This is a genomic window from Pseudoalteromonas sp. DY56-GL22 (assembly GCF_041414715.1).
Taxonomy (GTDB): Bacteria; Pseudomonadota; Gammaproteobacteria; order Enterobacterales; family Alteromonadaceae; genus Pseudoalteromonas; species Pseudoalteromonas simplex.
In genome coordinates this window covers 295,015-314,293 of sequence record NZ_JANHZR010000004.1, presented here as the reverse complement: position 1 = coordinate 314,293, position 19,279 = coordinate 295,015, and the positions used below count along the sequence as shown (strand labels likewise).

Sequence of the window (19,279 nt, the reverse complement as noted above, 5' to 3'; positions counted from 1 at the left end):
GGATGATTAACCCTTTTTATTTAGCGTTAATTCAAGTAGATTGTCAGCGCCGTCACAAATAGAGAAGTAACAACAATATGAGCGCATCACGTGGGGAGTTCAGCTCCCGCTTTGGATTTATTATGGCTGCAGCAGGCTCTGCTGTTGGCTTAGGAAATATTTGGGGTTTCCCAACACAAACTGCAAGTAATGGCGGTGCCGCATTTTTAGTGGCTTATTTAGTGTTAGCATTTTGTCTTGCTTATCCTGCTTTAATGGCTGAGTTAGTGATTGGTCGTCATGGTCAAGCTAATGCAGTTACTTCACTTCGAAAAGTAACAAATCAAGCATGGCAAAAAAAGTTTGCCTTCATAGTTGGCTTTGGCGGTATTATTTGTGCGGGCCTAATCCTAAGCTTCTATGCGATAGTGGCTGGCTGGATGCTGAGCGCTACACTTGAACCCGCAGCACAATTAGTGGGGCAAGAGCAAGCTAGCACTTGGCTTAGTGAGCAGTCACTATCAAGAAACCTTATATTTACTGCTACATTTATTATTTTAACCGTTGCGATTATCTCTAAAGGCGTCGAAAACGGCATTGAAAAATGGTCGAAGCGCTTAATGCCTGCCCTGTTAGGTATTTTGTTTATGCTGATCATCTATGTAATGACTCAAGATGGCGCAATGGCAGGCCTAAAAGCGTATTTAGTGCCAGACTTTTCATCGATTTTAAACCCTGAGTTATTAGTGAATGCGTTAGGGCAAGCATTTTTCTCACTATCGCTTGGTACCAGCGTAATGATCATCTACGGCTCATACATCAGCAAAAAAGAGAACTTAGTATCGTTAGGCGCTTATGTGACTTTAATCGATGTGTTCATTGCATTTGTTGCCGGTTTACTCATTATTCCTGCGATGTATGTAGCACAGGCACAAGGTGTTGAGATTTTCTCTGCAGAAGGTGCACTACTTTCAGAAGATACCTTAGTATTCCAAGTTCTGCCGGCACTTTTCACCAGCATGGGTGATGTGGGTATTTTTGTTGGCTTTGCTTTTTTCGCGTTAATGAGTATTGCAGCGTTAACCTCATCGATTTCGATGCTAGAAGCACCTGTTTCCTATGCTGTTGAACGCTTTGCGTTAAAGCGTGTGCAAGCAACATGGATCATTGGCGGTATTATTGCGCTCATTAGTTTTACAATTGTCTTTAACTTAGGCACCTTGTTTGGCTTTGTGATCACCTTAACCACTAAGATTGGTCAACCGATTCTAGGCTTAATGTGTTGTATTTTTGTTGGTTGGATTTGGCATCGCGCGTCGTTACTAAAAGAAATTCAACAAGGGTGCCCTGAAGCTGCCAATAGCTTCTTCTGGAAAGTATGGCCATGGTATATCAAGTTTATTTGCCCACTAGCCATTTCACTGGTATTTGCTAACTCTCTGTTAAGCTAAAAATGTTTATGTTTGAAGTGGCCATTTAGGCTACTTCAAACACATATCTTGATGTGGAATGCCATCTTCTAGGTAATCATCGGCCACATTTTCAAAACCAAATTGCTGATAAAACCCTGTTAGATAACACTGAGCACCAATCATAATCGCTTTGTCAGGCCAATGCTCTTTACATGTGTCTATCGCAGTTTGCACCAACTTACTCGCCAAACCTTCACCACGAAATTGCTCTGCTACCAGCACACGACCAAATGCGCTAAATTGCTCATTCTTTTTATAGCATCGTGCATAGGCTGCCACCTTCAGGCCTTTGAACAAGAACACATGTTGGGTCAGTTCATTGTTATCTACTTCATCAATTTCTGGGTAAGGGCAAGTTTGCTCTACCACAAATACATCAACCCGCGCCCGTAAAATGGCAAATAACTCATCTTTACTGAGTTCGTTATAACTTTTAATAGAAAACATAATGCTCCTTAATGAAGACAAAAAACCCAGCCGTAGCTGGGTTTTAACTCGCTATTCAGTCGTTAATCTTTAAGCAAATAATCGCTCTAGCTGATCACACAGCTGCGACAGGTTTACATGATCATGCTCAATCGTTAAATCGACATAACCGTCCCCCCTAAAGGCACGGTCAAGCTCGATTAATACATGAGTTTTATGTGCTTCAGGCACAAACGACAACTCAATCTCTTGTAAGCCAAATAGGCTTCGGCTATTTGGGCGATATTCAAGTTCTTGATAACAGCCTGAATGCGATTGAAAAGTAGGTGCTTTTAAATAACCCTTTTCTACATCTGCTTTCACTAAGCTAAAACCAAGTCTATCCATCGCTTCCATTAACGTGCTTACAGCGTCATTAGGATAAATGTGTAATGCATCACGGTCAGTTGGATCAAGGGCTAGATCAATGTCTAAGCCTGTTTCAAGCCAAACATGCGATTGGTTATAACCAGCGTTAATTTCAGTGATCGGGGTTTCAGAATGTAGGCGAGCTTCAAATGGGATATGCTTTTCAGCGCCCGCTGCAATCATGCCAATATCTGTAATTCGCCATTTTTCTATCACATGGTTTGTAAAATACTCACCGTCATCACTTTCAACTTTCACACGGGTCATAAGTGCTAGGTCTAAACCCGAAATTTCTTGATCAACATCACCACCTTTGATGACTATCACGGCATTAAATTTTTGACCAGGTTGTAAATGCTCTGTCTCAAGTACAGTGTCAACTTTTGCTGCACCAATACCTACTGATGCAAGGATTTTCTTAAACATCTATTCTCCTTAAGCCAGCTTCTTAGTTATGGCTTAAATTCCTTTGTTAATGCATCTTAACCACAATTAAAAGCTATTGTCAGCGAAAAAATGTTGCTTTTGGCGGATTAATCAATAAATCATGGATAAGTGCTTATTTTTTGAACTCTTCTTGCTCAATATTGTTTTCCAATAACGAATATTTCGCTACACTGCTAGCAAATGAAGCTAAAAGAACAATTATGGAACTTATCTACTTTGCTACCGCTTTCGTGTTTGGCTTTGCCATTTATCAATTAAAGCTACCTCCTCTCATCGGCTTTTTATTAGCAGGCTTTGCGCTTAATCTTTATGGCTATAAAACAACCGAACTACTAAATACATTAGCAAACCTCGGTGTAACACTATTACTTTTTAGCATAGGTCTAAAACTTAAAGTGTCTAATTTAATGAAACCGCAAGTGTGGGCGCCTGCCTCAATGCACATTGTTCTGAGCAGCACGCTGTTTAGTGGTTTTATGTTACTGCTAGGTGCCCTTGCACTGCCTTTATTTAGTGAACTTACTTGGCAAAGTGCATTGTTAGTCGGCTTTGCTTTTAGCTTTTCAAGTACCGTATTTGCCGTAAAAGTATTGGAAGAACGCGGTGAGATGGCAAGCCTGCATGGTAAAATCGCCATTGGCATTCTAGTTATGCAAGATATCTTCGCTGTTATCTTCTTAGCCATCAGTACAGGTAAAGCACCGAACATGTGGGCACTGGCATTATTAGTGGGATTGCCTATTTTACGTCCAGTGATGTTTTGGGTATTAAATCGCTCAAAACACGGTGAACTATTACCTTTATTCGGGTTTTTCTTTGCACTAGTTTTAGGTTACCAAGCATTTGAATTTGCAGGTCTTAAAGGTGATTTAGGTGCGTTGATTATCGGTATGATGTTCGCATCACACAAAAAAGCAGGTGAGTTATCAAAGTCATTACTGAATTTAAAAGATGTGTTACTGGTTGGCTTTTTCTTAAATATTGGTTTGAATGCCGAACTGACAAGTCACGCAGTGATTGTTGCACTTATCATTATACTCGTCTTGCCACTAAAAGTTGCACTTTATTATGTACTGACAAACGCATTTAAGTTACGTGCTCGTACTTCGTTATTAAGTGCATTTAGCTTAGCCAATTACAGTGAGTTTGGCCTGATCGTTTGCGCAGTTGCAGCTACCAGCAATTTAATTACTTCTGAATGGCTGGCAGTTATGGCTATTGCAGTTTCAATCACATTTGTTTTAGCCTCGCCTCTTAACAAACGATCAAATGAGATTTATGTCAAAATCGAACATTGGCTACTTAAATTTGAAAGTGACAGCCGTCTTGCTGAGGAACTACCTGTTAATTTAAATGATACTAAAATCGTGATATTTGGCATGGGCCGTATTGGCACGGGTGCTTATGAAACGATTAGCCAAACCCATCCAAATCTTGTCGCGGGTATTGATATCAAACCTGATGTAGTAGAAAAGCACATCAAACGCGGTCGTCGGGTATTACTCGCTGATGCAACAGACCCTGATTTTTGGCAACGTGTAAATCATTCACATGTCGGTATGGTAATGCTCGCTATGCCTAAACATATGCAGAATATTTTTGCTTTGGAGCAACTACGAGCCTCAGGTTATCAAGGACAAGTTACTGCAATTGCCAATTATCCAGATCAGCAAAAAGAACTAGAAGATATGGGCGTTGACTCTACTTATAACTTTTATTTAGAGGCAGGAAGTGGTTTTGCAGAGCATGTAAAGCAAAAACTTTTTTCTTAGCACCTAAAATAATTATTGGTACTTAAGGATGGTGCCAATAATTATCTCTAAAATTTTCAGCAAGTTGCATAGTCAGGTTAAAATCACCTGTTTTTTAGTTCCCTTTATTAGGTCAACTCTATTTACAAAGCTTTACATGTAGATTAGCAATCACCAATAAAAAAAGAGTAGAATCCTAAGAGTACTAATAGCTTAGTATCTATTTTTAACACAAAGAAGTGACACAGTATAAGCATATTACGACTAGCATATGCGTAACTGTAAACTGATTAGGGTTGTTTAAATGAAGAATAAGTTTACCAACGAAGTTTTGGCAGACACGGATGATGCGCGTTCTGGGAAACTTTCAGACATTCAGCAGCAGCTTGATGAATTACAACAAAATGGCATGACCCCAATGGATATAAGGGCGGTGCTTTTTAACAAGATGCTCGATATCTATCAGGTACCTAATGATCACTTTCTGAGAGATGCAGAAACACCAGAAAGAATTGATGATCCGTCTATTGCATTGCAATTGCAACAGCTCGGTTTTTCAAAAAAACCTCGATATCAATTACACTAACTACTAGGCATTACTCTAGTAGTATCTATTCTGAGGGCCTACCTCCCTCACTAAATAGGCTGTTTCTTGCCCGTCACAGCCTATTTTCTCTCTTATTTTTACCGTATCATCTAACTTTAAAGTTTCTTTGAGATAAAGATGGATACAGCTGAACTCAAACGTGCCATAAATACTAAGATGCCATTTGGAAAGTATGCTGGCCGTCCTTTATTGTTACTCCCTGAGCCTTATTTAGTTTGGTTTAAACAGCAAGGATTTCCAGACTCTAAATTAGGAGCACAACTGGCGATGATGTATGAAGTGAAGCTAAATGGCCTAGAAAAAATGCTCATGCCATTATTAAATGAAAATAATTAAACTTTTTACGAACTTTTATAAATTGGTGCGGTCTATTACTTTGCTACTTGTTTATTTTTGGTTTTAATCTTTAAAAAGCGCCCTAGGCGCTTTTTTTATGCCTGCAATTTAAAGCGAGTTACTTTTAAATAAATGAATAGTAAATTTAGCTCCACCTAATGGTGAATCACACACCTCAGACTGCCCTTGATGCCAACTAACAATTTTAGCAACAATCGCAAGGCCTAAGCCAAAGCCGCCGGTTTTCTTGTCACGGCTTTTATCTAGACGAGTAAATGGCTTAAAAATACTTTGCCACTCAGACTTAGCTATCCCTGGGCCGTCGTCTTCAACACTTATTTGTATTGAATCACCCAACTCTTCAAGGCTGACATGAATTTTATGGTTTGCGTATTTTTGTGCATTGCCTAATAAATTTTGAATACAACGCGCCATAAAATGCTCGTCACACTCATAGTAAAGCTGCCTAGGCGCACTCACTGCTACATCGATATCAGTAGCAAATTCGAGCTTATTCACGACACTGTTAATAAGCGCTGTAAGGTCACACGAACGTGGCTTTAAGCTTGGTTGATGCGAATCAAGTCGTGCGTATTCAAGCATCTCAGACACTAGCGCTTCAAGCTCAGCAATATCAGCCTGCATATTATCTATATAACTATAAGATTTCTCATTTTCAATTTGCTCTTCAAGCATAGCAACGGCAAATTTTAAACGCGCCAACGGCGTTCTAAACTCATGAGAAACAGAAGAAGTCAGTTCTTGCTGCGCAGCTAGTAGGTACTGAATACGCTCTTGCATAGCATTAAGCGTGCCTGTAATTGGCAAAAAAAATGATTTAGATGCATCACGCAATTCGAAATCTTGCGAGCCGCCTACCGCCTCACAAGCTAAAGTGAGTTTGTTAAAGTCTCGCCAAAGTAACAAGCTCCAAAGACCAATAGGAAGACCAATAATGGCTAGTAATAAAAAATAGGGCCAAACAGAGCTAAAGTTAGGATTTGATATTGAGAGTGGACCAACTTGTAATAGCTGAGTCTCATTAATAGTAATGTACCAAATTACCTTCTGCTGCTGATTAAAAAGATACAGATAGTGATCATTTTGTAATTGTGTTTTGAGGTTTGTTGGTAGAGCGAGATCAGTTAAATCAATTAGCTCGCTATTAAACTCTTGCTGTAATTTAGCTAAGCCATTGTCAGTTTGACTTAATAGCCATAATGATTTACCAAACTCTTGATCTAGAGCGATTTGTTGCTGTGTGTCTTCATAGGGCCATAACTGCTCTATGACCCCACTAACAAGAAACAGAGAAACTATTATGTAAAGATATAAGCTAGCAAACAGTTTCCCCATTAATGATTACATATCCCATGCATCAGAAACGAACAGGTAACCTTGCCCCCAAACTGTTTTAATTCGGTATGGTTTATCACTGTTATCACCTAATTTCTTACGGATACGCGATACACGTACGTCAACGGTTCGGTCTAAACCATCATATTGACGACCAATCATATGTTGATGAACATGCTCACGACTTAATACTTCACCTGCATTTGAAGCAAGCAACCAAAGCAGCTCAAATTCATGAGAAGTCAGTGTAATTTCACTGCCTTTAAGTGTAACAATGCGGCTAGTTTTATCAATGGTTAAATCGCCAAAGCTAAGCTCTTCTGGTGCTTTGTTTGTAGCTTGACCACGGCGTAACAATGCGTTGATGCGCGCTAATAATACGCGTGGTTCTGCAGGCTTAATAACATAATCGTCTGCACCTAGTTCAAGCCCAATTACTTGATCAAAGTCTTCACCTTTTGCTGTAAGCATTAGAATTGGTAAGTTGAATTTATCGCGTACCTGACGGCAAACACTAAAGCCATCTTTACCCGGTAACATGACATCTAAAATCATTAAATCAACTGGATTGTTCTCAAGGTATTCGAAAACTTCATCGCCGCGTTCAAGGACCGCAACATCCAATCCATTATGCTGAAGGTAATCGCGTGTTAACTGCTGTAAGCCGAGATCATCTTCAACAAGTAAAATCTTTGCCATTGGTTGCTCCTGATTTAAAAAAAGCTCCACGGTGAACGTAACCTACGCCTCGTTGTTTTTGCTTCAGTGCTTTGCACTTCGACTTTTGTGGTCGCAACTTTGCTCCCCGTGTGCGGATTGACTAAGGAGTATATTGTTTCAACCTGAACCCGCGCTTTATGGCTATAAAGCCCATTATTACTATCAGTCCAGCATTGAATTTGCTGGTTATTTTGGTATAAACACAGATCTTGAGGTTGAGCAGTTTTCCAGCTAATTTTTAATTCAAGATCACAAAATTCGTGCTGTTGTAATACAACACACACTTTTGGTGTGATATCAAACTGAGTCGCTTGTGCATAGCTTGGGGGAGCCCAAATAACAGCAACAAACACACACAGACTAAAAACAAAATACTTCATATTAAAAAATATGATTGAATCCTATAAAAGCAGTCATCGAATACGTGTGTTCAAAAAGCGGACTGTCATCCACGGCTGAGTAGTCATAATATGCTAAATGAAAACGAAGAGAGTTAGTCTCACCTAGAGGCCAACGGGCGTCGATTTTAGCATAAGGTTGCCAGCTACTGCCAACCTCTATTTCTCCGTATGATGATTCTTCGGCCGATAAACCATAAAAATAATCATTTAATTCGTTCGATTTATACCAAACACCTAAGCTCGGTGCGATACTTAAACGACCTAACTGATGGTGAGATTGCCATTGTAAGGCACTGCGAGCCCCTTTATAAACCCCGGAGACATCAGCTAGAACCTGAACAGAGAATACATGATTACTGCGGATATAGTGATAGCTCAAGCCCGCATCTAAAGCCCAGCGTCTTTTTTTTACGTCATTTGTTGTGACAACAGACTTTTCAACTAATTCATCACTACTCGTTGATTCAATAACGAAGCTATTTGACGTTTGCAAGGCAAATACATTACTAGGATGAAAATCTATAAAAAAACGGGTCTCGGGGTTAAATTCAGTGACAATGTTAACAACATGTGTGTCGCTTTCATGAAGGGAATAGCCTAAGCGACCATTATCAAAAAACCATTGTTCACCATAAAAAGCAACCTCTGGTAGCAGTATTAAAGGTAAATTGTCACCTCCATGCAATGGGTTTGTAATTACCCCAGCCCCAGTATTAACACTTAAGTGCCACTGCTCAGTATCAATTTGTTGATTTGCCATACGGCTTTCACGTTCAGTGCGAGTAGAATCATCAGCATACGCTTGACCCACACATACTAGCGCCAAAGCATAGAAAACTACGCAGAACCTGATCGTTAGAAACTTCATTATTATTTTACGACCAAAGAAAATTTTGCAATGTCAGCATAATATCAAGATGTGAACAAACTGTCCTCAGCAGGTTACAAGTATTCACAAATTTGATACATATTTCGATTAAGTTTGTTACTCCTCGACAATCTCTATGCGATTGCGACCATGTTCTTTAGCTAAGTAAAGCGCCTTATCAGCTTTAGCAATGAGCTGTTCAGGGTTACTATTTTTAGCTTTTATCGCAATACCAAAACTAGCCGTTACTTGACTCAACACCTTATCAGAATTTGGCTTCTTGATTTGTAATTTAGCGATAGTTTGGCGAAGTAGCTGTGTGAAATTAGTCATATCACTAATACTTGCAAACTGGGCCGTAAAGCAAAACTCTTCACCACCGTAACGATAGACTTGGCCAATACTGGAAACATGCTTTAATAGCTTAGCAGACACTGCTCGTAAAACTTGGTCCCCTTTTTGATGTCCAAAGTTATCATTAAATGATTTGAAATGATCAATATCTATCATGGTTAATACTGATACTTGAGCTAATTCATTGTTTTTACAAAAACGCTTTATATCTTCATCAAACTTGCCACGATTCAATAACCCTGTTAATGGATCTCTTTGCGCTTTATCTTTCGATCTAATCAACTCTTGTTTTAAGTCGGTAATTTCTGCATAAGCTTGTGCTAGTTGATTTTGAAAGTCCTGTGCCCTACTTTGTAAGGTCGCTGACTCATCACTTAGACGTTCTACACAATCAAGTACATCATCAAAGCCTGTTTCTTGGCTGATATCTGCATTTTTTAGTTTCAAATGGCATTCTTGAAGCGTTTGGTTAAACTCTGTTGAGTAATTTATTGCTTCATTGATGTCTTGATGTACCTTTCCAACAACATCATTAAAACCACCTGATAACTGATAAAACAATGCTAAATCATCACTAGATAGAAACTGGTTGAACAGCGCTTTAGCATGCTCGTGGCTGCACGTTTTAAATTCATCAATAATTTTATCTAAAGCATCATTAAGTTCGGGGGTTTTATTGCTGACATACGCATACCAAATCGCATAATTTAGCGGTGTTATTGGCATCTTGTACTTAACCATGAGAGGAATAGCTTGTTTTAAACAGTGACTTGAATAACTTAGTGAATGCTCGGCTTGCGCAGAAAGTATCATGATTCTAGGCCATGAAAATTTTATTATTTTAAATTACGTTAACAACACCTTGAAAAAAAGCAATAAAAATGGATTTTATCCATTTAAAACCAGTAAAAAACACGAAAAATAAATGCAAAAACCAATACTAAATAACTATTAAAAATTAAACCTTTTATACCAACATCAAATCGTTAACGCTAAATAGCTTGCTGAGTAAGTGATTGAGCAATGCTCCAGATAGCATTGAGCGCAGGATCATGGCGCTCTTTATTCAAAACAGCTAAACCAATTTCGAAACCAGCAACAGTCTGCTCAGCATCACTTACGATTTGCACTTTATCTTTAAGCGGACTGTTGTCCAAAACTATCTTTGGCACCATGGCAATACCTAAACCTAAGCTCACCATAGACACCATCGCTTCATGGCCTGCAACCTGAGCGTAAATTCGGCCGTGAATATTCTTTTTACGCCACCACTGCTCAAGACGTTGCCTTGATAATCCTTGCTCAGCAACAATAAACTCTAAATCTGACCAATCAATTTGTTCACTGGCAGAAAGCTTTTCGCTGATCGGGCACGTTATTTTTGGTGCTATCAATACTAATGGTGAGTACCCGACACTGGTAAAGGCAATTTGCCCAGGTAGCTTTAAAGGTTTTGCGGCAATTGCCATATCTTCATGGCCATCTAAAACACGGTTTATTGCAAGAGCGGGATCACCGGTATTAAGGGTAATTTCAATATATGGATGTTGCATTCGCAATTGCTCGAGTATTTGATGTAAAAAACTATATGAGGCAGTTACAGAGCAATAAATACTGACATTGCCATAAACATGCTGTTGCGGCTCTTGCACATTAGCCTTAAAACGATGCCAGTTAGCCAGCGTCGCATTTGCGTACTCAATGAATGACTCACCTTCGCGAGTTAATTTGACAGTGCGATTATCCCGATTAAACAGTACCACCCCAACCTCTTCTTCGAGCTGTTTAATATTACGGCTCAAAGTTGGCGCACTGATATGGCAAAGCTCACTCGCTCTGGCAAAGTGTAGCGTCTTGGCTAACGCTAAAAAGTAATTAAGATGTTTGTGATCCATACCGCCACCATTTCATTTTATGAAATACTTTAATTCAAATATATCATTTTACGCAAGGTAAAAAATTGCATAGTGTTAATACATACAAAGAACATCACGTCGGTTCTTTGATTTTCTAACAAAATTGTATTTATAGGACACTAACAATGGCGAATTATTTTAATACTCTTCCTTTGAGAGAGCAGTTAGCGCAATTAGCGCAGTGTGAATTTATGGACCCAGCAGAGTTTGCTGATGGTGTAGACGCTTTAAAAGGGAAAAAACTCGTTATTGTCGGTTGTGGCGCACAAGGCCTTAACCAAGGTTTAAATTTACGTGACTCAGGCTTAGATGTTTCTTATACATTACGTGAATCAGCAATTACTGAGCGCCGTCAATCTTTCTTAAACGCATCTGAAAACGGTTTTACTGTAGGCACGTATGAAGAGCTTATTCCAACAGCAGATGTAGTTTTAAACTTAACACCTGATAAACAACATACGGCTGTTGTTAATGCCATCATGCCATTAATGAAACAAGGTGCAACACTTGCTTATTCACACGGCTTCAACATTGTTGAAGAAGGCATGCAAATCCGTGAAGATCTAACTGTTATTATGGTTGCACCTAAGTGCCCTGGTTCAGAAGTACGTGAAGAGTACAAACGTGGCTTTGGCGTACCAACATTAATCGCGGTTCACCCAGAAAACGACCCTCAAGGCCATGGTTTAGCGCAAGCTAAAGCGTATGCAGCAGGTACCGGTGGTCATCGTGCGGGTGTACTAAAATCATCATTCATTGCAGAAGTTAAATCTGACTTAATGGGTGAGCAGACGATTCTATGTGGCATGTTACAAACTGGTTCACTACTTTGCTTCGATAAAATGGTCGAAAAAGGCATTGATGCAAGTTACGCGTCAAAACTAATCCAATATGGTTGGGAAGTGATCACTGAAGCACTTAAGTATGGTGGTGTAACTAACATGCTTGACCGCTTATCAAACCCAGCAAAAGTGAAAGCATTTGAATTAAGTGAAGAGCTTAAAACAATCATGCGCCCACTTTATAACAAGCATATGGACGATATCATCAGTGGCGAATTCTCACGCGGTATGATGGCTGATTGGGCTGAAGATGACGCAAAATTACTCGCATGGCGCGCAGAAACTGCCGAAACTGCATTCGAAAAGCAACAAAATACCGACCAAGAAATCAGCGAGCAAGCATTCTTCGACCAAGGTATTTTAATGGTTGCAATGGTTAAAGCAGGTGTTGAGCTTGCCTTCGAAACCATGACTGCAGCAGGTATCATCGCAGAATCTGCTTACTATGAATCACTACACGAAACGCCGCTTATCGCAAACACTATTGCTCGTAAGAAGCTTTTCGAAATGAACCGAACTATTTCAGATACTGCAGAGTATGGCTGTTACTTATACAACCACGCGTGTTTACCACTTTTACAAGACTTTATGAAAGACATCGATACAGATGTGATTGGTAAAGGTCTTGATAGTGCAAGCAACCAAGTCGATAACCAAACCTTGATTGCCGTGAATAAAGCACTACGCGAGCACCCGGTTGAAATCATTGGTAGCAAACTACGTGGTTACATGTCAGCAATGAAGAAAATTGTTTAACCCTGGAAAGTAAGTTTCGCTTGTTAGAAACCAAGCCCAATTGCTTATATGCTTTGGGCTTTTTTTTTGTCCCTACATTGATTCGTCATCTGTAAAGTGTATGCTAAAATTACTGACTTAAATGTTGTAAACTAAGACACTTTCATGGCGTTAAATCAATTCACCATCACTAAAAAAATTACCCTACTTGGCAGTTCTATCGCCCTCATTGTTGCTGCGTTAATCGGCGCAACAGCGATATACAGTGCAAAACAAATCATTGAACAGCGAATGATTGAATCGGAACTACCGAGCAAACTACAAGCAATTGATAATTATATTACTCACGATATAAATCAAATGATCAGTGCAGCTGAGCAACTCTCCAGTAACGAGTTTGTATTAGAGTGGGCTAACTCTGGCAATACAGATGATAAAACACTGCTAAAAGAGCTTAACCGCCTTGTTACCCAGTACGATCTAGCAACGGCTTCTTGGGCTAACCGTGAAACAGCACAATATTGGAACCAAGACGGTTTCTTGCGCGTTTTAACTAAAGAGCAAGATGGTTGGTTTTTCGCGTTTACTAACACCGCACAACCCTTTTCGATCAGTATCTATCAAGAGTCACCGACTGATGTAAAAATGTTTGTGAACCACCAGCAAACTAATGGCATTGGTTTAGCAGGCCTTGCAAAAAGTATCGACGATATGCAGGGCATGCTTAAACGCTTTCAAATAGAAGAAACCGGTTTTGTATTTGTTGCAGATAAAAACGGCCTAATTCAGCTGCATAAAGACGAAAACAAAGTCGCTAAAGCTAAGTTGGATGACGTTTACAAAACGGACATCACACGGGCCCTACTAACGCAAAGCGACTTCAATTTACAAGAAATCAACCTTAATGGTGAAGCAACCTTAGTGGCGGCAAGCCCAATTAAAAACACTGATTTGTTTGTTATTGCCCAAGTGCCAAAGCACGAAGTGTTTTCGAGCATTCAAGTTTTACAATGGCAAATCATCAGCTTTGCGATTGTGATTGCGTTGATTGCAAGCTTTGCAGGTTTAGTACTGGCACGTACGCTTTCATCGCCGCTGTCGAAAATGGCTGAGTTGTTCACCCGTTTAGGCTCTGGTGATGCTAATTTAGCGTATAGACTTCCTGACTCTGAGCAACCTGAACTTGCAAACTTATCAGCGGGCTTTAACCAATTTATCTCTAAGATTGAAACTGCAATTAGCCAAGTTGCTCAAGAAAGTAGTGAAATTAGACAAAGCGCCGATCATGTGTTTCAGCAAGCACAAAAGAACTCAGTGGCGCTTGATAATCAAAAAGAGCAAACTATCTCGGTTGCTGCGGCGATTAATGAAATGGGTGCAACAGTGCAAGAAATTGCCTCAAGCGCAGCGAACACGGCTAAGCTCACTGAGAATAGCAAGCAGAACACTGAACAAAGCCATACTCAGGTAACGCAAAGTAAAGAAGCAATAATTGAATTGGCATGTGATATCGATAATATCACCGAGCAAGTAAACGAGCTGGCAAACAAAACACAAGCGATTGCCAGTATTGTCGACTCTATCAGAGGGATTTCGGAGCAAACCAACTTGTTAGCGCTCAACGCAGCGATTGAGTCTGCTCGTGCGGGTGAGCATGGTCGAGGCTTTGCTGTTGTAGCTGATGAAGTAAGAGCGCTTGCAAATCGCACGTCGCAATCAACAACTGAAATTCAAACCATGATCAGTGAACTAACAAATACGTCTGATTTAGTGGTTAATCATATCAATCATTCGAAATCACAAGCTCAATTGAGCGTTGATGCAATGCAGAGTTCTGTTGAATTACTTAATGCCATTAACGATGCTGCCAATGAAATAAACGATATGGCAACCTTAATCGCAACTGCAACTGAAGAGCAAAGTAATGTAGTGGCAGATGTCGGTCGTAACATTGAGCAAATAAGTGACATTAGTGATAACGTTATGCGTGAACAAATTGATAGTGAACAAGCAATCAAAGACTTAGCAAACAGTGCGCAAACCCTTGATGACCTTGTTGCAACTTTTGATAAACGCTGACACGTTTTGTAACAGTTAACCCTGACCCTTTTTCATTCACGGCCTATACTTTAATGGTATTAGGCCAAGAATTAAGAGGGTCAAATGAAATTACCTAGCATTGTTTTCGCCTCAACCTTTTGCTTATTAACAGCGTGTAGTAGTACAGAAAATAACACCGCCCCACCACCACTTGCTTTGGTGCAAAGTAATACGTTTACCCAAACCTCAGTTGAAACCCAACAAGAAATTTTTGCATTAAGCAAACATGTCAAACAACAACTTGACAGTACTTTTCCCAAAGATGGTCGATCATTGCAAAGTACTAAAGGCTTACTCAGGTTTCTATTACAAAATGGCGATGCGTCTTTATCTTATCAATCTGGTGCGACCTTAACGGCCAATCAAGCCTACGAAAATTTAAATGCTAACTGTTTATCGTTATCGATTTTAGCCTACAGCCTCGCTGACTATCTTGGCCTCGAAGGGCAATTTCAAAAAGTGCATATCCCAGAGTATTGGGCGCTGGATAATGGTTTTAACTTACTCACAGGGCATATCAATTTGAAAGTGAGTGAATCAACAAAACAAGTGTTAAATCGTAAAGTTATATACCCTCAAGAGCGCTCTTTGGTGATAGACTTTGACCCTAACAGTCGCCAAGAGGCGTTTAAAACCAGCAACATCAACAAAGCCCGCATCACAGCGATGTTTTATAACAATAAGGGCGCAGCTGCGATGTTAAAACATGATTACGACACTGCTTTTAGCTATTACAAAGCAGCAGTTGATATTGATAGCAACTACTCAGGTGCATGGGGCAACCTTGGGGTATTATTCAGATTAACGAGTGACTACCAAAGTGCTGAAACAGCCTATCAGTATGCGATTAGTTTAGATCCTGACAACAACACCGCGCTAGGCAATTTAGCAAGACTCTATAACCTGACCGATCGTAAAGAGCAAGGCCAAGCTATATTAGCCATGCTTGACAAGAAACGCCAAGCAAACCCTTATTACCATATTTCTTTAGGTAATGATGCCTATACAACCAGCCGTTACCAAGATGCCATAAAACACTACAAAAAAGCCCGTGACTTAAATTCAACCCTGCATGATACTGATTTTGGTTTAGCCAGAACCTATTATCAATTGGGTGACTTAAAACTGGCTAAAAAGTATTTAACTATGGCAAACAATAAAGCTGACTTTGATCATGATAAACAGCGTTACGAAAGTAAATTACAAGCGCTTCGCTCGCATACTGCAAAACTTATTGATTACCGCTAGTGCTGCACTGATAAGCACAGGGCACGCTTTTGCCCATACAAACTTAGTACAAGACGTTATAACGCTAACATCGCCTCAATTTGCTGGGCGAAAAACGAATACCGAGGGCGCTAAATTAGCCGCCGATTTCATAGCAGAGCGCTTTGTCGCTCTTGGCTATTCAGTAAATGAACAAATTTTTACTTATCAATCAGGTTTCTTTAGTGAGGCGGTTGGGAGAAACATTGTTGCGATAAAAAATAGCCCTTGTGAAAAGTGTAAAAAAATTATTTTTACAGCCCATTACGACCACCTTGGGCAACAAGGCAGTCGGCTTTACCCGGGTGCCAATGATAACGCCAGCGGCGTTGCAGCTTTACTTTATTTAGCTGACCACTTTGCACAAAGCCCTCAACGCTATCAGTTAGTCTTTGTTGCAACCGATGCCGAAGAAAATGGCCTACATGGTAGCGATTACTTGGTATCGACACTTAATACAGACAAAATAAAACTTAACATAAATTTAGATATGCTTGTTGTGAATCCACGAAAACCGCGTATCTATGCGTTTTTAGATAAGCAATCATTAGCGCACTATAAAGATGACATTAAAGCTTTGTCTGATGAGCAGCTAACCTTTATGGCAACTAGCTCGTCGGCGAGGCTGAATCGATTATTTGATCTCAAAGTTGATTGGCGCAGAGCAAGCGACCACTATTCATTCGCTAAAGCGAAGATCCCATACATTTACTTTGGTATCGGGCACGATAAACATCATCATCAAACTACCGATACAACGGAACATATCAACTTTATTTTATTTGAAGCTGCGATGAAGAAAATAGCTCTATTTATTGAAAAGCTTGCAAGTTAGCTATTTGGGTAGCTCAGAGGTTAAAACAAACTGCCTTTTTTGCGCTTTGCTAAGCTTTTTTACGCTTATTTCAAGTTTAGTTGCTTCACTACGGTTACCCACTTGCTGTTGATAGATAAGTGTTAAAGGCCCCTTGCCTTTGAGGTTTTTAGCCCCTTTTCCCGCTTGATGCTGCATAAATCGCTTTTCAACATTGGTGGTGATCCCCGTATACCAATGACCCAAACGTGTTTGCACTATGTACAAATGCCACAGACTCTCTGAATTATCATTGTTTTTTATAGGCTGCTGTAAACTTTCTGGGTTTGCTGTGGTCAAATTTGTGCCTCTTGATTGTTAATCGCATTTGTGTAAAAACAATTACTGAAAAGGGTTTTACCTTCAGTGACTAATCGGTATCATGCAGTGTATAAAAAATAAGGATTCAAACAAATAATGCAGTCGTTTAAAACTTTTTCTTTTTGGTTAGTACTTACCCTTACTTTAAGTGCTACAGCAGGGTGTTCAAGCTGGGTTTACCGAATCAACATTCCTCAAGGTAACTTCTTAGAGCAATCAGATGTAGATAAGCTACGTGTTAATATGACCCGCGAGCAAGTACTGTATGTACTAGGCAAGCCAGTCGCTGAAGACTCATTTGATAAAAATACCTGGCACTACCTTTACGTATTCAATCTTGGTCGTAGCAACGAGCAACGTAAATCACTCACTATTAACTTCGAAAACGATAAGCTTGTTTCGTTATCGGGTGACTATGAACAACCTAGCGAATTTAATACGCCGCTTGAACAAGAGTAATAGCAGCGCAAATTATTAAGGGTAGCCTAGGCTACCCTTTTTTATGCCTTATTAAGCGGACGCCCGCCTGTAATTTTATTAGCTCGGCCCTCTTCTTTGGCTTTTTCAGCACGGCGCCTGCGTGCATCCTTTGGATCAGCAATAAGCGGTCGATAAATCTCAATACGATCGCCATCTTTTACTTCTTGATTCAGTTTGCAAGTACGATTCCAAATCCCAAGCGTTAAATTATTTGCGTCTATTTCTGGGCACTTCTCGATAATGCCCGACTTAATCACCGCTTGCTCAGCGGTAGTACCTACAGGCACTTCGACCAGTAAACTGGTTGCTGTTGTTGGTAAGGCGAAAACCACTTCAACAGTGATCATGGGCGAACTCCATATACAGTTTTAGCGCGTTGAGTAAATGCATTAACCATATTCTTAGCGACTTCGTTAAATACTTTTCCGAAAGCCAGCTCAATAAGCTTACTAGCAAATTCAAACTCAAGATGCAGTTGCACTTTACAAGCTTTATCGTCCAGCGGTAAGAAATGCCATTTACCCTGTAGCTTTTTGAATGGGCCATCAACTAGGCGTAGCGCAACCGTTTGCTCATCAATAAAGGTATTTTCGGTAGTGAACCACTTTTTTAAACCTGCTTTCGATATTTCTAGACTAGCTGTCATACCACTGGCTTGTTGTGTAATGATTTTAGCATCAGAGCAATGTGGTAAAAACTCTGGATATGCATCTACATCATTCACTAAATCAAACATTTCTTTGCTGCTGTACATTACCAGCGCACTTTTTTCTATTTGCGGCATATTCACTCCCAACTTTGTCGGCGAATTTTAGCAAGCTTTGACTATTTACCCAAATATTAGTGACGCGAAAATTTCTGCAAAGCCTTAAAAAAGCGATGTAAAAACGCTGTTTTTACGTATAATATGAGCCACTATGGCTAAGAAAAAATCATCTAAATCGACAAGTAATACCATCGCGCTAAACAAAAAAGCGCGTCATGAGTATTTTTTACACGATAAGTTCGAAGCAGGGGTTGAACTACAGGGCTGGGAAGTAAAAAGTATCCGAGCTGGTAAAGTAAACATCTCTGAGACTTATATTCACATTAAAAACGGCGAAGCATTTTTACTTGGCAGTCAAATTCAGCCTCTCAACAGTGCTTCTACTCACGTAATTTGCGATCCTTTAAGGTATCGTAAGTTACTTTTAAATAAGCGCGAAATCGATCGTCTTATCGGTGCTACAGAACGCGAAGGTTTTTCATTAATCGCAACTGCAATGTACTGGAAAAAATGCTGGGTGAAGTTGGAGTTCCACCTTGCTAAAGGTAAAAAGATGCACGACAAACGTGAAGACGGAAAAAATAAAGACTGGGCACGTGAAAAAGAGCGCCTAATGAAACATAAAGCTTAATTTATGAAATGAGCCTAACCTTTTTGTTAGGCTCGTACCCCCTACCAGTCCTGACTCTTACCACTTAAGAACCTTGACACCTTAACAAACCCATACTTTTTTGCTATTTCATTCACCGCTATTTACATGGTATCAATCTTTGTCGTGATTAATTCACAACACTTTCACAATTATACAAGGATTGAAATATATGAAGAACACCCATCGCTTTATACAACGACCTCTCTACGCATTTACAGTTGCC

At 39.9% G+C, this 19,279-nt stretch carries 21 protein-coding genes; 10 read left to right on the top strand and 11 right to left on the bottom strand.

All coding sequences use genetic code 11. From position 1 onward, the window contains the following. Positions 1-77 precede the first annotated feature (77 nt). Entirely contained in the window at positions 78-1,430 is a 1,353-nt protein-coding gene (locus NO991_RS11650) for a sodium-dependent transporter (RefSeq protein ID WP_300544091.1), read from the top strand. Between the two features lie 30 nt (positions 1,431-1,460). Here NO991_RS11650 and NO991_RS11645 read toward each other — a convergent pair whose 3' ends face one another. Together NO991_RS11645 and NO991_RS11640 are read right to left on the bottom strand one after the other, a co-directional pair. Next, the gene (locus tag NO991_RS11645) at positions 1,461-1,901 is read right to left on the bottom strand and encodes a GNAT family N-acetyltransferase (protein WP_371352058.1); all 441 of its coding nucleotides are present in this window, start codon (positions 1,899-1,901) and stop codon (positions 1,461-1,463) included. 66 nt (positions 1,902-1,967) lie between these two features. Then, the gene (locus NO991_RS11640; RefSeq protein WP_054551711.1) at positions 1,968-2,711 is read right to left on the bottom strand and encodes a sporulation protein; all 744 of its coding nucleotides are present in this window, start codon (positions 2,709-2,711) and stop codon (positions 1,968-1,970) included. Between the two features lie 221 nt (positions 2,712-2,932). Between NO991_RS11640 and NO991_RS11635 the strand changes: the two genes are divergently transcribed. The 3 genes from NO991_RS11635 (at position 2,933) to NO991_RS11625 (ending at position 5,426) form a co-directional block, all read left to right on the top strand. After that, positions 2,933-4,504: a cation:proton antiporter family protein gene (locus NO991_RS11635; RefSeq protein ID WP_054551712.1), complete on the top strand. Its 1,572-nt coding sequence runs from the start codon at positions 2,933-2,935 to the stop codon at positions 4,502-4,504. A 283-nt stretch (positions 4,505-4,787) separates the two neighbouring features. After that, a complete protein-coding gene (locus NO991_RS11630; RefSeq protein WP_054551713.1) occupies positions 4,788-5,069 on the top strand; it encodes a hypothetical protein in 282 nt (93 codons plus the stop codon). A 138-nt stretch (positions 5,070-5,207) separates the two neighbouring features. Further along, entirely contained in the window at positions 5,208-5,426 is a 219-nt protein-coding gene (locus NO991_RS11625) for a DUF3820 family protein (protein WP_054551714.1), read from the top strand. A gap of 108 nt (positions 5,427-5,534) precedes the next feature. Here NO991_RS11625 and NO991_RS11620 read toward each other — a convergent pair whose 3' ends face one another. From NO991_RS11620 to ilvY, 6 genes are all read right to left on the bottom strand, one after another. After that, positions 5,535-6,782, bottom strand: coding sequence for an ATP-binding protein (locus NO991_RS11620; RefSeq protein WP_054551715.1), 1,248 nt, complete (start codon positions 6,780-6,782; stop codon positions 5,535-5,537). 6 nt (positions 6,783-6,788) lie between these two features. Continuing rightward, the gene (locus tag NO991_RS11615) at positions 6,789-7,481 is read right to left on the bottom strand and encodes a response regulator (protein WP_054551952.1); all 693 of its coding nucleotides are present in this window, start codon (positions 7,479-7,481) and stop codon (positions 6,789-6,791) included. Between the two features lie 14 nt (positions 7,482-7,495). Next, positions 7,496-7,882, bottom strand: a complete 387-nt coding sequence (locus NO991_RS11610; RefSeq protein ID WP_054551716.1) for a DUF3019 domain-containing protein — start codon at positions 7,880-7,882, stop codon at positions 7,496-7,498. A gap of 1 nt (position 7,883) precedes the next feature. Further along, the gene (locus tag NO991_RS11605; RefSeq protein WP_371352057.1) at positions 7,884-8,663 is read right to left on the bottom strand and encodes a MipA/OmpV family protein; all 780 of its coding nucleotides are present in this window, start codon (positions 8,661-8,663) and stop codon (positions 7,884-7,886) included. A gap of 225 nt (positions 8,664-8,888) precedes the next feature. Then, positions 8,889-9,938, bottom strand: coding sequence for a GGDEF domain-containing protein (locus tag NO991_RS11600; protein WP_054551717.1), 1,050 nt, complete (start codon positions 9,936-9,938; stop codon positions 8,889-8,891). Positions 9,939-10,117: 179 nt separating this feature from the next. Further along, complete coding sequence (ilvY, locus tag NO991_RS11595; protein ID WP_187490115.1) at positions 10,118-11,020, bottom strand: HTH-type transcriptional activator IlvY; 903 nt, start codon at positions 11,018-11,020, stop codon at positions 10,118-10,120. A gap of 146 nt (positions 11,021-11,166) precedes the next feature. On the opposite strand from ilvY, the gene ilvC reads away from it, so the two are divergent. The 4 genes from ilvC (at position 11,167) to NO991_RS11575 (ending at position 16,819) form a co-directional block, all read left to right on the top strand. Continuing rightward, positions 11,167-12,639, top strand: coding sequence for a ketol-acid reductoisomerase (gene ilvC, locus NO991_RS11590; protein WP_209326569.1), 1,473 nt, complete (start codon positions 11,167-11,169; stop codon positions 12,637-12,639). Between the two features lie 144 nt (positions 12,640-12,783). Next, positions 12,784-14,697 carry a methyl-accepting chemotaxis protein gene (locus NO991_RS11585; protein ID WP_166339001.1) on the top strand — a complete coding sequence of 638 codons (1,914 nt, stop codon included), beginning with the start codon at positions 12,784-12,786 and terminating at the stop codon, positions 14,695-14,697. An 84-nt stretch (positions 14,698-14,781) separates the two neighbouring features. Beyond that, the gene (locus NO991_RS11580) at positions 14,782-15,966 is read left to right on the top strand and encodes a tetratricopeptide repeat protein (protein ID WP_300361091.1); all 1,185 of its coding nucleotides are present in this window, start codon (positions 14,782-14,784) and stop codon (positions 15,964-15,966) included. After that, positions 15,953-16,819 carry a M20/M25/M40 family metallo-hydrolase gene (locus NO991_RS11575; protein ID WP_300361088.1) on the top strand — a complete coding sequence of 289 codons (867 nt, stop codon included), beginning with the start codon at positions 15,953-15,955 and terminating at the stop codon, positions 16,817-16,819. Before NO991_RS11580 ends, NO991_RS11575 begins: the two co-directional genes overlap by 14 nt. Here the strand turns inward: NO991_RS11575 and NO991_RS11570 are convergent, their stop codons facing one another. After that, positions 16,820-17,137, bottom strand: a complete 318-nt coding sequence (locus tag NO991_RS11570; protein WP_054551723.1) for a GIY-YIG nuclease family protein — start codon at positions 17,135-17,137, stop codon at positions 16,820-16,822. A gap of 117 nt (positions 17,138-17,254) precedes the next feature. On the opposite strand from NO991_RS11570, the gene NO991_RS11565 reads away from it, so the two are divergent. Continuing rightward, positions 17,255-17,617: an outer membrane protein assembly factor BamE gene (locus tag NO991_RS11565; RefSeq protein WP_054551724.1), complete on the top strand. Its 363-nt coding sequence runs from the start codon at positions 17,255-17,257 to the stop codon at positions 17,615-17,617. Positions 17,618-17,658: 41 nt separating this feature from the next. Here the strand turns inward: NO991_RS11565 and NO991_RS11560 are convergent, their stop codons facing one another. Together NO991_RS11560 and NO991_RS11555 are read right to left on the bottom strand one after the other, a co-directional pair. Further along, positions 17,659-17,985: an RnfH family protein gene (locus NO991_RS11560; protein WP_138601550.1), complete on the bottom strand. Its 327-nt coding sequence runs from the start codon at positions 17,983-17,985 to the stop codon at positions 17,659-17,661. Beyond that, complete coding sequence (locus tag NO991_RS11555; protein ID WP_054551726.1) at positions 17,982-18,422, bottom strand: type II toxin-antitoxin system RatA family toxin; 441 nt, start codon at positions 18,420-18,422, stop codon at positions 17,982-17,984. The genes NO991_RS11560 and NO991_RS11555 overlap by 4 nt, the downstream gene beginning before the upstream one ends. A gap of 133 nt (positions 18,423-18,555) precedes the next feature. Between NO991_RS11555 and smpB the strand changes: the two genes are divergently transcribed. After that, a complete protein-coding gene (gene smpB, locus NO991_RS11550) occupies positions 18,556-19,035 on the top strand; it encodes an SsrA-binding protein SmpB (protein WP_054551727.1) in 480 nt (159 codons plus the stop codon). The last annotated feature ends 244 nt before the right edge of the window (positions 19,036-19,279 follow it).

Excerpts from the sequence above, each read along its gene's own strand:
- NO991_RS11650 (WP_300544091.1), top strand. The coding sequence starts at position 78 with ATGAGCGCATCACGTGGGGAGTTCAGCTCCCGCTTTGGATTTATTATG.
- NO991_RS11640 (WP_054551711.1), bottom strand. The coding sequence starts at position 2,711 with ATGTTTAAGAAAATCCTTGCATCAGTAGGTATTGGTGCAGCAAAAGTT.
- NO991_RS11635 (WP_054551712.1), top strand. The coding sequence starts at position 2,933 with ATGGAACTTATCTACTTTGCTACCGCTTTCGTGTTTGGCTTTGCCATT.
- NO991_RS11630 (WP_054551713.1), top strand. The coding sequence starts at position 4,788 with ATGAAGAATAAGTTTACCAACGAAGTTTTGGCAGACACGGATGATGCG.
- NO991_RS11625 (WP_054551714.1), top strand. The coding sequence starts at position 5,208 with ATGGATACAGCTGAACTCAAACGTGCCATAAATACTAAGATGCCATTT.
- NO991_RS11620 (WP_054551715.1), bottom strand. The coding sequence starts at position 6,782 with ATGGGGAAACTGTTTGCTAGCTTATATCTTTACATAATAGTTTCTCTG.
- NO991_RS11615 (WP_054551952.1), bottom strand. The coding sequence starts at position 7,481 with ATGGCAAAGATTTTACTTGTTGAAGATGATCTCGGCTTACAGCAGTTA.
- NO991_RS11610 (WP_054551716.1), bottom strand. The coding sequence starts at position 7,882 with ATGAAGTATTTTGTTTTTAGTCTGTGTGTGTTTGTTGCTGTTATTTGG.
- NO991_RS11605 (WP_371352057.1), bottom strand. The coding sequence starts at position 8,663 with ATGGCAAATCAACAAATTGATACTGAGCAGTGGCACTTAAGTGTTAAT.
- NO991_RS11600 (WP_054551717.1), bottom strand. The coding sequence starts at position 9,938 with ATGATACTTTCTGCGCAAGCCGAGCATTCACTAAGTTATTCAAGTCAC.
- ilvY (WP_187490115.1), bottom strand. The coding sequence starts at position 11,020 with ATGGATCACAAACATCTTAATTACTTTTTAGCGTTAGCCAAGACGCTA.
- ilvC (WP_209326569.1), top strand. The coding sequence starts at position 11,167 with ATGGCGAATTATTTTAATACTCTTCCTTTGAGAGAGCAGTTAGCGCAA.
- NO991_RS11585 (WP_166339001.1), top strand. The coding sequence starts at position 12,784 with ATGGCGTTAAATCAATTCACCATCACTAAAAAAATTACCCTACTTGGC.
- NO991_RS11580 (WP_300361091.1), top strand. The coding sequence starts at position 14,782 with ATGAAATTACCTAGCATTGTTTTCGCCTCAACCTTTTGCTTATTAACA.
- NO991_RS11565 (WP_054551724.1), top strand. The coding sequence starts at position 17,255 with ATGCAGTCGTTTAAAACTTTTTCTTTTTGGTTAGTACTTACCCTTACT.
- NO991_RS11560 (WP_138601550.1), bottom strand. The coding sequence starts at position 17,985 with ATGATCACTGTTGAAGTGGTTTTCGCCTTACCAACAACAGCAACCAGT.
- NO991_RS11555 (WP_054551726.1), bottom strand. The coding sequence starts at position 18,422 with ATGCCGCAAATAGAAAAAAGTGCGCTGGTAATGTACAGCAGCAAAGAA.
- smpB (WP_054551727.1), top strand. The coding sequence starts at position 18,556 with ATGGCTAAGAAAAAATCATCTAAATCGACAAGTAATACCATCGCGCTA.